Consider the following 12,982-nt stretch of genomic DNA (forward strand, 5'->3'; position numbering starts at 1 on the left):
CACCCACGTGCACTATAGTCAGAGCATCACTCTCGCGGCAGCTAGATGTCAAGGGAAGTCGAGGAAGGGACGCCATGCCTTCGGAGGGCGGAGCCCGACAGCGGATGGAGCAGCGCGAAGCCCGACAGCGGGTGGAGCAGGGCGAAGCCCGACAGCGCGTCGAGCACGGCCGGGCCCGGCAGACGGAGTCGATCAGCGCCGTGCCGAACGGGGCACCCGGCTCGCAGACGCTGGCCAGAGGGTTGGCTGCCTTGCAGCTGGTGGCCAGCTCCCCCGGCGGCCTGACCGCCCAGCAGGTCGCCGACGACATCGGTGTGCACCGGACCATTGCCTACCGGTTGCTCTCGACGCTGTCGCAGTTCCGGTTGGTGGCCAAGGGCGAGGACGGCCGCTACCGCTCGGCCGCGGCACTGGCGGTCCTCGGGGCGTCGTTCGACAACAACGTGCGCCAGCTGAGCCTGCCGACCCTGCGGGGCCTGGCCGACGAACTCTCGAGCACGGTGTCCCTTCTCGTCGCCGAGGGCGATCAGCAGGTCGCGATCGCCGTCGTCGTGCCGACCAACGTCTTCTATCAACTGTCCTTCCATGAGGGCAGCCGCTATCCGCTGGACCGGGGCGCCGCGGGAATTGCGTTGCTGGCAAGCATGCCGCCTCGTCCCGACGAGCGTGACCTGGTGCCGCTGACCCGGGAACAGGGGTGGGTGATCACCCACGGCGAGATCGAGCCGAATACCTACGGCCTCGCGGTGCCGGTGCGCCGACGGCCACCCGCGCCGCCGACATGTATCAACCTCATCTCGCACCGCGAGGACGTCCTGACTGGCGGAAGAGACGCGGTCATCCGGGCGGCCGACGAGTTGTCCACGATCCTCAACTAAAGGGTCACTCCAGCCGGAAGGAGCAGCACGTGACGGATTGGGATCATGACGTCGACGTGGTCGTACTGGGCAGCGGCGGGGCCGGTCTGACCTCGGCCCTGACCGCGGCGGCCAATGGCGCTTCGGTGGAGATCTACGAGAAGGCCGCGACCGTGGGCGGTACGACGGCGGTCTCCGGCGGCATCATCTGGATCCCGGCACACAAGCGCGCCGCGGCCGGTGAGCTTTCCGTCGAGGACGCGATGGCCTACCTGCGGGCCCAATCGCTGGGATACATGGACGACGACCTCGTCGAGACATTCGTGCGCACCGGACCTGAGATGCTCGATTTCGTTGAGGCACACAGTGATCTGCGTTTCGAGGTCGCCGAGGGGTTCCCCGACTACAAGCCCGAGCTGCCCGGTGGGCGGCCCTCCGGTGGGCGTTCGCTCAACGCCAAGCCTTTCGACTTGAGCCTGCTCGGTGAGTGGCGCGACCGCATCACCTCGTTTCCGGCGGATTTCAGCAACGTCGGCATCGACGCCGAGACACGCGCGCGCATCCACGCCTCGGTCGACGACGAATCCGGCGACTACTGCGTCGCGGGCACGGCGCTGGTCGCCGGGCTGTTGAAGGGGCTGCTGAACCTCGGTGTGGCGCCGCGAACCAACGCGCGCGCGGTCGAACTTCTCGCCGACCCGCTCGGCATCACCGGCGTGCGAATCTCGCAGGACGGCAACGAGTTCACCGTGCGGGCCCGCCGAGGCGTGATCCTGGGAACCGGCGGGTTCGAGTGGGACCGCAAGCTGGTCGAGGCGTACCTGCGGGGGCCGATGCGCGGACCTGTCTCGCCGCCCAACAACACCGGCGACGGCCTGCGGATGGCGATGGCGCACGGCGCCGATCTGGCCAACATGGGCGAGGCGTGGTGGGTGCCGATCGTGCAACTTCCCGGCGACACGTTCGGAGGTCAGCCGCGAAGCCGCAGCGTCCGGCTGGAAAGGACCCGGCCGCGCAGCATCATCGTCAACCGGGCGGGTAAGCGGTTTCTCAACGAGGCCGGCGAGTACAACTCGATGGCGGGGCCGTTTCACTATCTCGATCCCAAGCTCGGCTATGCCAACGATCCTGCCTGGATCGTCTTCGACTCGCTGCATCTGAAGAAGTACGGATTCCTCGGCATAGAACCGGATGGCCCCGCCCCCAACTGGTTCTCACCGTCGAAGGACCTGGTGGAGCTCGGTGAGAAGACCGGCATCGACCCCGACGGCTTGGCACGCACACTGCGATCGTGGAACGACGGCGTCGCCCACGATCGCGATCCGGATTTCGCGCGGGGCTCGAGCGCCTACGACGGGTACTGGGGCGACGACAAGGCGCCGACGCCCGCCGGCCGCACCCTCGGCCCGATCGACACGCCGCCCTACTATGCCGTGCCGGTGTCGATCGGCGCGATGGGCACCAAGGGCGGCCCCCGCACCGATAGCGACGGCCGGGTGCTGCACGTCAACGGGTCGGCGATCCCGGGTTTGTTCGCCGCGGGCAATGCGATGGGCGGAGCCACCGGCAAGGCGTACGGCGGCGCCGGTGGAACGATCGGCCCCGCAATGGTATTCGGCTACCGCGCGGGCCTTGCCGCCTCGGCGCGCGTGTAACTCACAGCTCGCACGCCCGGTGGCGCTCGACTGTGCGACCCGATACGCTCGTCGCGGCGTGCTGCGTATGAAACCGCACACTCAGCGTCGGGTGCCGCTCAGGCTACCGCCATTCCGATGAAGTAGCTGCTCAGCAGGCAGGCGGCGACGAGAACCACCCAGCCGTCGGTGAGGCGGCGCAGCCAGTCCGGGGCGTGGCGTACCTCCATGAACTCCCGAAAGATGATGCGCACCTTGATGAGTGAGATGACGATCGCGCTGACGGTGACCACGGTGCTGGCCTTCAGGGTGCCGTTCTGGTCGACCGCTTCATCCATCCAGACGTAGACGAGCGTCAGCAACGTCAGGATCGCCCAGGCAATCACGAGTCTCTTGTTCATGGTGTTGCTCACCGATCACCTCACGATGTAGAGCATTGCGAAGATCAGCACCCACAGGAAATCGACTGTGTGCCAGTACGTCGCGCCGGTTTCGACGAGTTCCTGCGAGCGTCGCGCCGGGCTGCGCAACTGGTAGAGGACCACACCCAACACGATGAAGCCGATCAACACGTGGATGCAGTGCAGCGACGTGAGGAAGAAGTAGTGCTGGAAAAACTCGGCGCTGGTGAACGTGTTCCCCATGCGGATCTCCAGAATCCACTCGAACACCTTCGACACCACGAACGTCACCCCCAGACCCACGGTCACATAGGCGTACGTCGTCGCCGAACGGTACGAACCGCCGCGCGCGGCTTGCACGCACCGGGCGATCGCCCACGAACTCGTCAGCAGGACAATGGTGTTGAAGACTCCGATCCGCAGGTCAAGATCGGCTTGGGACTGCAGGAAGAGATCCTCGTTCTGCGTGCGCAGGGCCAGGTAGACCGAAAAGTAGCCGGTGAACAGCAGCGCCTCGAACAACACGAACAGCCACATGTCGGGCTGGCCGGGCACTCGCCGTTGGGGCTGATCCTCGAGCGGTTTCGGCGCGGCGCCAACGATGTCGGTCATCGGGCCGCCTCCACCGCTTCGGTGGCTTCGGTTGAGTCTTTCGGTGGCAGATCGGGCAGCGGTCCCGTGCCGAAATCCTCCCGCTCGATCATCTTGCGCAGCAGCATGATGAACGCCGCGGTGTAGGTGACGAAGACGACCATGTTGATCCACCACGCGATCGCACCGTTCCACGCGAAAGCGCCGCGTTGGAAGATCCAGGCCGGTGCGACGACGACTTCGGTCAGCGCATTGCACAGCCCCAGGTACGCGAACCACTTCGGGAACACGTTGTTCTTGTCGAGCAGGATCGCCACCAGCCAGACCACCGAGCCGACCAGGAAGACGCCCATCGTTCCGCTGAACGACAGGAACGCGAAGTCGTACATCCACACGATCAGTTGGGGGTCACGGTCCGGCCGGAGCGCGCCGACGGTCATCGCGATCGCCATCACGAGCATGCCGGGCAGCGCTGCGAGCGAGTACATGATCAGGTACGAGTAGGCGAACACACGACTTACCGACATCCGCCACATCGAATATGCGAGAAGCGCATTCATCGGCGCACACATGCCCGAGATCAGGAACACGACGCTGAACCCGCTGAGCAGACCGAGATGGCGATCGGTGAACCACTGCACGATCAACGGCGTGTCCCAGTCGGGGCTCGGCGGCGGTTGCACCCGTGTGACGAGGAAGAACAGCACGCCGTACAACTGGTAGAAGACCACCATCACCCACCACGCAAACCACAGCTCACGCTTGGGGTGATAGCGGAAGTTCCAGACCAGCCTGCCCCACCGTGAATCTTTGGGCGGATCGGGCGCCGCCGCCGGTGCGCTCAACGCGCTCATGCGGCGGCCGCGACTTCGGCACGTTGGCGGCGGATGTTCTGGGCGAGAACGACTCCCATCACCACGATCCAGACGGCGATCGCGATGTTCTTGAGCCAGAACGACAGCACGCCGTCCCACGCAAACGGACCCTCGAACGTCACCGCCCCGAATGCCGCGGGCACCAATGCGGCGGCGATGAACAGATTGAAGTGCGCCACCCATGGCCGAAAGACCGGTTGGTCTCGACGATCCCAATAGATCGCAAGGGCGAGCACCAGACACTGCGCAATCAGGTACGGGACCAGCACCGTGAAGGTGACCCAAGCGAGGTCGTTGAGCAGTTGAGTCAGCTCGGGGGCACGCTCGGGCCGGAAGGAACCCAACAACCAGAACATGTTGGCGATCAGGAACAGCGTCGGTGGACCGCCCGCGCAGGCGATCAGGCAGTAGGACAGGATCGGCGTGCGGTGCGCCATCTTGCGTACCTGCATCGCCAGCAGGATCACCGTCGGGATCAAACCCACACCGAACCAGTTGAACAGGATCATGCTGTAGCGGATTCGGGCCGTCTCGTCGCGATAGAAGTCTGCGACCTCCTGCGCGGACATCGTCGGTGACATCGGATGCAGGAAGCCGGGAAACAGGAAGAACGCGGACGCCCAGATGATCACCATCGCGGGCAAGGCCCACAGCATGATCAACTCGCCATCAGTTCGTCTCATGTGCGCTCCAAAGTCAGTTGCCGATCGGCTACTCGAACGGTAGCCGATCGGCAACCAAGCGGTCAATGCTGGGCTACCCTCGACGACATGGCGGTGGCAGAGCAGAAATTCAGTGCGATCACCCGCACCGCTGCCCAGACCAGGGTCTTGGACGCCGCGGTGGCCTTGATCGCCGAACACGGGGTCAGCGGCACCTCGCTGCAGATGATCGCCGATGAAATCGGGGTGACCAAGGCGGCGGTGTATCGCCAGTTCAAGACGAAGGAAGAGATCGTCATCGCGATCACCGAACGCGAGATGGGCTATCTCGAGGACGCGCTCGAAGCTGCCGAGGCGGCCGACCACGGCCTCAAGTCACGCGAGATCCTGCTCGACCGGATGATCGACCAGGCCGTCGAACGACGCGGAGTCGTCAGCGTGCTGCAGTTCGATCCGGTGATCATCCGGCTTCAAGCCGAACATGAGCCGTTCCAGCGGTTCATCGAGCGACTGTATGCCGCGCTGCTGGGCACCCAGGCCGGACCGGAGGCCCGGCTGCACGCGGCGGTGCTGTCGAGCGCGATCAGCGTGGCCGTGATGCACCCCCTGGTTTCCGATCTCGACGCCGAAATGCTTCGCGCTCAGTTGATTCGGATGTCCCGCCGGTTGCTCGACCTACCGGAGCAGGCTCAGGGCCGCTCCCGGTCGACGAAGAGGCGCTCGGCGGCGGTGTAGGGGTCGTCGGTGCCGTCGGCGACGGCCGCGGCCAGCCGGTCCAGTTCCGGATGCGTGCGCAGCAGCGTCTGCGCCAGCGACAAGATCTGCGTCCTGGCGCGCGCGGCGCGCCGTTCCGGGCTGTCGGAGCGGTGATGCGCCTCGATCGCGTCGACGAGTTCAGGAAGACCGTCGCCTTGTGCGGCAATCAGTTTCAGGACGGGGGCGCTGCTCTCGGCGCGAAGGTCGCGCACGGTCTGGTCGGCCCCCTCGCGATCGGCCTTGTTCACCACCACGATGTCGGCGACTTCGAGCAGGCCGGCCTTGGCCGCTTGCACGGCGTCACCGGCGCCGGGATTGAGGATGACGACGGTGGGATCGGCGACCGCGGCGATCTCGATCTCGGACTGTCCGACCCCGACGGTCTCCAGCACCACCAGCCCGTAGGACAGCGCCGCGAGAACGCGGATCGCGGCGGGCACCGCGGCGGCCAGCCCACCGAGATGCCCACGGGCGGCGACGGATCGGATCAGCACGTCGGGATCGTTGATGTGGGCGGCCATGCGGATCCGGTCGCCGAGCAGCGCTCCCCCGCTGTAAGGCGACGACGGGTCGACCGCGAGCACCGCGACGCGCACGCCTCGCTCACGGTACGCGCCGACGAGCGCACCGACCGTCGTCGATTTCCCCGCACCCGGCGGCCCGGTCACTCCCACCACTCGCGGCACCTCTACGGGCCCGAGCGCGTCGAGAAGCTCGCTGCGCCGGGGGCTTTCGACAATGCTGAGCAATCGGCCGGTCGCGCGGGCGGATCCGTTGCGTGCCGCCTCGATGAGCTCCGCAATATCGTCTGAGCTGGTCATCGTCTGGCAGTCTACGGAGCGCCTGCTTGATGCCGCCGCCGGGCGGCTCAGGCCACCTCGATGACCGTTGCCGATCCCATGCCGCCGCCCGCGCACATCGCGGCGACCCCGATCCCCCCGCCGCGCCTGCGCAATTCGTGGACGAGCGTGACGAGCATCCGCGCGCCGGTGGCTGCCACGGGGTGGCCGAGCGAGCAACCGCTTCCGCTGACGTTGACGCGGTCGGGGTTGATGTCGAGCAGTTTGACGGTGGCCACGCACATCGCCGCGAACGCCTCGTTGATCTCGAACAGATCGACGTCGGCGAGCGAAGTACCCGCACGCTTGAGCGCTTTCGGGATCGCCTCGACGGGCGCCAGTCCGGTGAAAGCAGGATCGACGCCGACGGATGCCCACGCCTTGACGGTGCCCAACGAGGGCAGCCCGAGCCGGTCGCTAGCCAACGTCAGCACGGCGGCGCCGTCGTTGGCGCCGCAGGCGTTGCCTGCGGTGATGGAGAAGCCCTCGATCTCAGGATGCAGCGGCTTGAGCGCGGCCAGCTTCTCGATGCTGGTGTCGCGACGCGGATGCTCATCGGTGTCGAACTGTCCGTAGGGCGTCTCGATCGCAACGATCTCGTCCTTGAAGCGGCCCTCGTCGATCGCCTGGATCGCCTTGCGGTGCGAGCCGAGCGCCCACTCGTCCATCTCTTCGCGGCTGACGCCCGCGCGCACGGCGGCGTTCCAGCCGACGGTGATCGACATGTCCATGTTCGGCGCGTCGGCGCGGTCAGGGTGCGTCGGGGGAAACCAGTCGAGCATCGCGGCGTCTTTCGCGCTGCTGGCGCGGCGGGTGAAGCGCGGCGTGGTGGAGGCGGAGTTCACCCCACCGGCGATCACCACCTGGTCCATGCCGGCGCGGATGCTGGCGGCGGCGCTCTGGACCGCGGCCTGGCCCGCGGCGCAATGCCGGTTGTTCGACAGCCCGGGCACCGAGGTCAGGCCCGCGGTGATCGCGGCGTGGCGGGCGATCACACCGCCGCCGTAGAGCCCCTCGCCGAGGATGACATCGTCGATCAGCAGCCCGTTCACCTCGCCGGCTGCCGCGCCGACCACGTGCTCGGCCAGCTCGTAGGCGTCGGTGTCTCGCAACGTGCCCTTCATCGCGGTGCCGATGGGGGTGCGCAGGGCAGAAACGATCACGGCTTCAGGCATGTGTATCTCCGTCTCGACGTATGAGAATGTTATTCTCTCAAGCCGAGAGTGCCAGTTGCAAGAAGGGGAACCATATGCAGATCGCGGGTAGCTCGGCAATCGTGGTTGGTGGCGCCGGCGGTCTCGGCGAGGCGACGGTGCGGCGTCTGCACGGCGCGGGCGCCAAGGTCGTGGTCGCGGACATGGCAGACGACAAGGGCAAGAAGCTCGAGAGCGAACTCGGCGTGCGCTACGTCCGCACCGACGCGACGTCCGAGGAGTCCGTCAACGCGGCGATCGCCGAGGCCGCGGCGCTGGCTCCCCTGCGGATCTCGGTGGACACCCACGGCGGCCCGGCCAGCGGTGGCCGGCTGATCGGCAAGGACGGCTCCCCGCTGGCCCTCGACGGCTTCAAGACGACGATCGAGTTCTACCTGACCGCGGTCTTCAACGTGATGCGGCTCGCGGCCGCCGAGATCGCGAAGTCCGAACCGCTCGACGAGGGCGCCCGCGGCGTGATCGTCAACACCGCGTCGATCGCCGGATACGAGGGTCAGATCGGTCAGCTGCCGTATGCCGCGGCCAAGGGCGGCGTGATCGGCATGACGCTGAATGCGGCCCGCGATCTCTCGCCGCTCGGTATCCGCGTGGTCACCATCGCGCCGGGCACCATCAACACCCCCGCGTACGGGCAGGCCGCCGACCAACTCGAGCAGTATTGGGGTCCGCAGGTGCCGTTCCCCAAGCGGATGGGCCGGTCGACGGAATACGCGCAACTGGCACAGAGCATCATCGAGAACGACTATCTCAACGGCGAAATCATCCGCCTCGACGGAGCGCTCCGCTTCCCACCCAAGTAGTTTCTTCTTTTACTCCGTGTTCCGCGAGCGTGCGTGTCTGCACAGGACACGCCGCGAATTTGCAGCAGTTTGCGCACCTTCGCGCCACCGCGAAGGTGCGCGTTTGCACACGACATACCGTGCCGGTGTGCTACTCGCTCGCTTCGAGGCGTCATTGGCGCACGCTCGCCATGCCTTGAGCGTGCTCAAAATGCCGACAAAGAGCGGCGTGTCGTGTGCAGACACGCACGCTCGCGCCTACTTCTTCTTGGCGTTCAGGCGGGTGACGATCTCGCGGAAGTCGTCGGTCTTGAACGACTGCTCCTCGGCGGTGTTGGCGTAGTCGAGCACGGCCAGCACCGACCGCTCAAGGTGAATGTTCAACAGCCGCTTGGTGCTTTCGACCGCCTGGCGCGGCAGTTCCATGATCTTCTTCGCACAGGCGATCGCTTCGCTCAGCGGGTCTTCGACGACGTGATTGGCCAGGCCCAGTTCGGCGGCGCGCTGCGCCGAGATCCGCGCACCGGTCAGCGCGTACTCCTTGGCGTGCAGCAGGCTCATCTCCAGCGGCCACACCAGCGGTCCACCGTCGGCGGCGACCAACCCGACCTGGACGTGTGGATCGGCGAGGTAGGCATCGTCTTTGATGTAGACGATGTCGGACAACGCCACCAGGCTGCAGCCCAGCCCCATCGCGGGACCGTTGACGGCCGCCACCACCGGAATCCGGCAGCGCGCCATGCCCAGCACGATCTCGCGCCCGTGCAGGATCGTCTTGGCGCGCAGGTCCGCGTCCTGACGCAGCTCCTCGAGATAACCGAAGTCGCCGCCGGCCGAAAACGCCCTTCCCGCACCGGTGATCACCGCCGCCCGAGCCTCCCGGTCCTCGGCCAGCCGCGGCCACAGCCAGGCGAGCCCGCTGTGCAGGTCGTCGTTGACCGAATTCAGGGAGTCCGGCCGGTTCAGCGTGATGATGCGCAACGGACCGTCGGCCTGAACGTCGATCTCCGGTGGTAGGTCGTACAATTTAGACTCCTAATCCGAGAATGCGCGAAGCGATGATGTTCTTCTGAATCTGGGAGGTACCGCCCATCACGCTCTGCGCGCGGCTGTACATGTAAGCCCCGAACAACTCGGGATCATCGGTGCCGACGGTGGCCAGCGCGGCGTGCCCGACCGACTGCTCGGTCCAGGTCATCAGCAGCTTGTCCAGCGAGCCCTGCGGCCCGTGCGTCAGCCCGTCGAGCTGTTCGGACAGCCGCCTGCGCACGTGCAGCCGCAGCATCTCGGTCTGCACCCACGCCCACGCCAGCTCGTCGGGAGCCGGGCCTTCCACGCGGGCGGCCAACTGCCGCACCAGCTTTCCATAGCGGGCCGAGAACCCCAGCGTCGACGGCTCGCGCTCGTGGCTGACGACGGTCATCGCCAACTTCCAGCCCTCACCGGGCGCACCGACCATGTTCTCCGCCGGCACCCGGGCCCCATCGAACAGCACCTGGCCGAACTCCTTGGTGACGCCGCTGATCATCTTCAACGGCCGCTGTTCTATCCCCGGCTGGTGCATCGACACGATGAACGCCGAAATGCCCTTGTGCTTGGGCACATCTTTCTCGGTGCGGGCCAGCAGCAGACACCAGTCGGCCACGTCGGAATAGCTGGTCCAGATCTTGTGACCGTGGACGACGTACTCGTCGCCCTCGCGAGTCGCGGTCGTCGTCAGCGATGCTAGATCGGAACCCGCACCCGGCTCGGAGAAGCCCTGGCACCACCGCTCCGTGCCGTTGATCATGCCGGGCAGGAAGCGCTGGCGAAGCTCCTCGTTGCCGTGGTGCGACATTCCGACCACCAGATAGCCGAGGCTCGGCCGCGCCGGCGCCCCCGCCTTGGCGATCTCCTCGTCGACGATCACGTCGTAGACCGGCTGCAGATCTTGTCCGCCATACTCTTTCGGCCACGACGTGCCGAAGAAGCCGGCCTCGTAGAGTGCCTGGTGCCAGGCGCCTTGGGCGGCCCAGTACTCGTCGCCCGACGTCGGGTACTTGCCCTTCTGTTCGGTCAGCCAGCCGCGTAGCCGCTCGCGGAACGCGGCTTCCTCCGGTGAGTCACGAAAGTCCAATGGACAGCTCCTCCAACTTCACGGGCCACGTCTCGGTGGCGGCCAGCACCCGGCGCAGGTAGACGTGGGCCAGGCACTCCCAGGTGTTACCGATTCCGCCGTGCACCTGTATCGAGGTCTCACAGACGGTCAAAGCCGAGCGCGCACAGTAGATCTTGGCGACCCGCGCCGCCTCGATCGCCTCGGCGGGCGGCAATTCGTCGACCGCCCACGCGGCGTGCCGCAGCACGCTGACCGAGCCCTCGATCAGCGCGAGGCTCTCGGCCAGGAGATGACCGACCGCCTGATAGGAGCCGATCGTCGCACCGTACTGTTCGCGCACCTTGGCGTATTCGACGGCCAAAGCCTGCGTTCCTCTGGCCGCGCCGACCAGGTCGGCGCACGTCACCGTCAACGCCAGCGCGCGCCACCGGCCCGCGTCCTCCTCGGACAGACCGTCGAGCTCGGCGGGCGACTCGACTACGCCGTCAAGGCTTTTCGTCAAGTCCACCGACTCCGCCGCCTCCGCGACAACCGGCTCACGACCGCTGCGCATCTTGAGGTCGTCGGTGAGCACGGGCCCGATGAACGGCACGTCGACAAGCTTTCGGGCGAACTCCTCGGCCACGATCGCGACTTCGACCCCCGATGCGCCGTCCGAGCGAAGCGTGCGAAAGCCCGTGGCGTCCACGGCCTTCTCCAGTCTGGCAACCCGATTCGCATCGTCGAGGTCGGCCACCGACCCGGGGCCGAGGTCGTCGGCCAGGCTCGCGGCGGCGGCCCTCAGTTGTTGTTGTTCACTGGTCAGACGGACGTCCACAAACGCTCCTTCAGCACTCGACGCAAGACCTTGCCCGACGGCAGGCGCGGGACCTCGGGCACGACGAATACCCGGCTCGGCCGCTTGTACGACGCCAACAACTCCCCGACCCACGACACCAGATCATCTTCCGGCACAGCTGTATTCACCTTCACGGCGGCGATGATCGCTTCACCGTTGACGGTGTCGGGCACACCGAACACCGCACAGTCCTCGACGGCGGGGTGCCCGTGCAGAATCGCCTCCACCTCCGCGGGTGCGACCTGAAAACCGCGCACCTTGATCATTTCCTTCGACCGGTCGGTGATGCGCAGCCACCCGTCGTCGTCGAGCAAACCCACGTCACCCGTGCGATACCAGCCCTCGTGGAATGCTCCGGCGGTCGCGGACGAGGGCAGATAACCCGCCATCACCGAATCCGATTGCACCTCGATCTCGCCGACCTCACCCACCCCGAGGACCGCACCGGTGTCCAGTGACGCCACCCGCACGCGCACGCCCGGTACGGGCCGGCCCACGGTGTCCAGGTGGTTGCCGTCGATGTCGTTGCACGAGATCACCGGCAACTCACTGGCGCCGTATGCGGTCACCCACTTCACCCCGGTCCTGGCGGTGACGGCTTCGGCGACGCTGGCCGTGACAGGGGTCGCGCACCACATGATGTAGCGCAGTGACGAAAGGTCGTAGGACTCCAGATCGGGATGTGCAGCAAGCGCCAAAGCGATTGGGGCGACCGCCATCTCGATGGTGATCCGGTCGCTCTCGATATGTCGCAGCATGAGCTCGATGTCGAAGCGCCGATGCAATCGGATCCATGTGCCGGTCTCGAGCGCCATGACGATGTTGAGCAGGCCCAGAATGTGCGACGGCGGCGTCATGATCTGCATGCGGTCCGACGCAGACAGCTGCAGCGCGTCGCGCCAGTGCCGCACCGCGACATCGAACGCCGCATGGGTATGACGTACCGCCTTCGGCATGCCGGTGGTGCCCGAGCTGAACACGAACAGCGCGTCGCTCTGCGGATCGGCTGGATGGAACTCGCGCCGCCCCGGCTCGATCGGGTCGTCGAGCGAGAGCATCGGCATGAGTTCGGCGAGCACCGGGTGATCGCCGACCGCGTGCGTCGGTCGGGTCAGTGCGAGGGCGTGCTCGATCTCTGCGCGCCGCCACGCCGGGCTGAGCAGTACTGCCGAGGCGCCCAGCTGCCAGACGGCACGCAGCGCGACGACGAACTCCGGGCGATTGGACGACATGAGCGCCACTCGGTCTCCGGCGTGCACACCGCGCCGCTCCAGGGTGGCCGCCATGCCTGCGGCCAGCGCATCCAGCTGCGACAGCGTGTATTCACGCTGCTCGAAGGCGAGCGCGATCGCCTCACTCACACTCTGTCCTCACTAGTGTCAACCGAGCCGGATTTAGCTTTGAGAATAGCGTATCATTTAACGAGAATGGTATTCTC

At 66.5% G+C, this 12,982-nt stretch carries 14 protein-coding genes; 4 read left to right on the plus strand and 10 right to left on the minus strand.

Translation table 11 applies throughout. The features are described from left to right. Positions 1-74: 74 nt before the first annotated feature. Entirely contained in the window at positions 75-878 is an 804-nt protein-coding gene (locus A5759_RS21710) for an IclR family transcriptional regulator (RefSeq protein WP_231984710.1), read from the plus strand. 29 nt (positions 879-907) lie between these two features. Further along, the gene (locus A5759_RS21715; protein ID WP_068201084.1) at positions 908-2,512 is read left to right on the plus strand and encodes an FAD-dependent oxidoreductase; all 1,605 of its coding nucleotides are present in this window, start codon (positions 908-910) and stop codon (positions 2,510-2,512) included. Between the two features lie 98 nt (positions 2,513-2,610). On the opposite strand, the gene A5759_RS21720 is transcribed toward A5759_RS21715, so the two are convergent. From A5759_RS21720 to A5759_RS21735, 4 genes are read right to left on the minus strand one after another with little or no spacing between them, the layout of a single operon-like run. Continuing rightward, positions 2,611-2,904, minus strand: a complete 294-nt coding sequence (locus A5759_RS21720) for a cytochrome C oxidase subunit IV family protein (RefSeq protein ID WP_068201086.1) — start codon at positions 2,902-2,904, stop codon at positions 2,611-2,613. A gap of 3 nt (positions 2,905-2,907) precedes the next feature. Continuing rightward, positions 2,908-3,504: a cytochrome c oxidase subunit 3 gene (locus tag A5759_RS21725; protein ID WP_068201088.1), complete on the minus strand. Its 597-nt coding sequence runs from the start codon at positions 3,502-3,504 to the stop codon at positions 2,908-2,910. Next, a complete protein-coding gene (locus A5759_RS21730; RefSeq protein ID WP_068201090.1) occupies positions 3,501-4,337 on the minus strand; it encodes a hypothetical protein in 837 nt (278 codons plus the stop codon). Before A5759_RS21730 ends, A5759_RS21725 begins: the two co-directional genes overlap by 4 nt. Further along, entirely contained in the window at positions 4,334-5,041 is a 708-nt protein-coding gene (locus A5759_RS21735) for a hypothetical protein (protein WP_068201091.1), read from the minus strand. The genes A5759_RS21730 and A5759_RS21735 overlap by 4 nt, the downstream gene beginning before the upstream one ends. 87 nt (positions 5,042-5,128) lie before the next feature. Here A5759_RS21735 and A5759_RS21740 point away from each other — a divergent pair, with 87 nt between their 5' ends. Next, on the plus strand, positions 5,129-5,755 hold the full coding sequence (locus A5759_RS21740; protein ID WP_068201093.1) for a TetR/AcrR family transcriptional regulator: 627 nt from the start codon (positions 5,129-5,131) through the stop codon (positions 5,753-5,755). On the opposite strand, the gene A5759_RS21745 is transcribed toward A5759_RS21740, so the two are convergent. After that, on the minus strand, positions 5,710-6,597 hold the full coding sequence (locus A5759_RS21745; RefSeq protein ID WP_066843616.1) for an ArgK/MeaB family GTPase: 888 nt from the start codon (positions 6,595-6,597) through the stop codon (positions 5,710-5,712). The genes A5759_RS21740 and A5759_RS21745 overlap by 46 nt on opposite strands. Positions 6,598-6,644: 47 nt before the next feature. Continuing rightward, positions 6,645-7,790, minus strand: a complete 1,146-nt coding sequence (locus A5759_RS21750) for a thiolase family protein (RefSeq protein WP_068201095.1) — start codon at positions 7,788-7,790, stop codon at positions 6,645-6,647. Between the two features lie 74 nt (positions 7,791-7,864). On the opposite strand from A5759_RS21750, the gene A5759_RS21755 reads away from it, so the two are divergent. After that, positions 7,865-8,629 (plus strand): SDR family NAD(P)-dependent oxidoreductase, encoded by a 765-nt coding sequence (locus A5759_RS21755; protein WP_066843611.1) that lies wholly within the window; start codon positions 7,865-7,867, stop codon positions 8,627-8,629. 237 nt (positions 8,630-8,866) lie between these two features. Here A5759_RS21755 and A5759_RS21760 read toward each other — a convergent pair whose 3' ends face one another. From A5759_RS21760 to A5759_RS21775, 4 genes are read right to left on the minus strand one after another with little or no spacing between them, the layout of a single operon-like run. Next, positions 8,867-9,634 carry an enoyl-CoA hydratase/isomerase family protein gene (locus tag A5759_RS21760; RefSeq protein ID WP_066843610.1) on the minus strand — a complete coding sequence of 256 codons (768 nt, stop codon included), beginning with the start codon at positions 9,632-9,634 and terminating at the stop codon, positions 8,867-8,869. Position 9,635: 1 nt separating this feature from the next. Next, positions 9,636-10,724, minus strand: a complete 1,089-nt coding sequence (locus A5759_RS21765; RefSeq protein WP_068201097.1) for an acyl-CoA dehydrogenase family protein — start codon at positions 10,722-10,724, stop codon at positions 9,636-9,638. Beyond that, complete coding sequence (locus A5759_RS21770; RefSeq protein ID WP_068201098.1) at positions 10,711-11,523, minus strand: acyl-CoA dehydrogenase family protein; 813 nt, start codon at positions 11,521-11,523, stop codon at positions 10,711-10,713. Before A5759_RS21770 ends, A5759_RS21765 begins: the two co-directional genes overlap by 14 nt. Then, a complete protein-coding gene (locus tag A5759_RS21775) occupies positions 11,508-12,905 on the minus strand; it encodes a class I adenylate-forming enzyme family protein (RefSeq protein WP_068201100.1) in 1,398 nt (465 codons plus the stop codon). The genes A5759_RS21770 and A5759_RS21775 overlap by 16 nt, the downstream gene beginning before the upstream one ends. Positions 12,906-12,982 lie beyond the last annotated feature (77 nt).

This window comes from Mycobacterium sp. 852014-52144_SCH5372336 (assembly GCF_001665615.1).
Taxonomy (GTDB): domain Bacteria; phylum Actinomycetota; class Actinomycetes; order Mycobacteriales; family Mycobacteriaceae; genus Mycobacterium; species Mycobacterium neumannii_A.

Coding starts and splice junctions, on each gene's coding strand:
- A5759_RS21710 (WP_231984710.1), top strand. CDS start 75: ATGCCTTCGGAGGGCGGAGCCCGACAGCGGATGGAGCAGCGCGAAGCC.
- A5759_RS21725 (WP_068201088.1), bottom strand. CDS start 3,504: ATGACCGACATCGTTGGCGCCGCGCCGAAACCGCTCGAGGATCAGCCC.
- A5759_RS21730 (WP_068201090.1), bottom strand. CDS start 4,337: ATGAGCGCGTTGAGCGCACCGGCGGCGGCGCCCGATCCGCCCAAAGAT.
- A5759_RS21735 (WP_068201091.1), bottom strand. CDS start 5,041: ATGAGACGAACTGATGGCGAGTTGATCATGCTGTGGGCCTTGCCCGCG.
- A5759_RS21740 (WP_068201093.1), top strand. CDS start 5,129: ATGGCGGTGGCAGAGCAGAAATTCAGTGCGATCACCCGCACCGCTGCC.
- A5759_RS21745 (WP_066843616.1), bottom strand. CDS start 6,597: ATGACCAGCTCAGACGATATTGCGGAGCTCATCGAGGCGGCACGCAAC.
- A5759_RS21750 (WP_068201095.1), bottom strand. CDS start 7,790: ATGCCTGAAGCCGTGATCGTTTCTGCCCTGCGCACCCCCATCGGCACC.
- A5759_RS21755 (WP_066843611.1), top strand. CDS start 7,865: ATGCAGATCGCGGGTAGCTCGGCAATCGTGGTTGGTGGCGCCGGCGGT.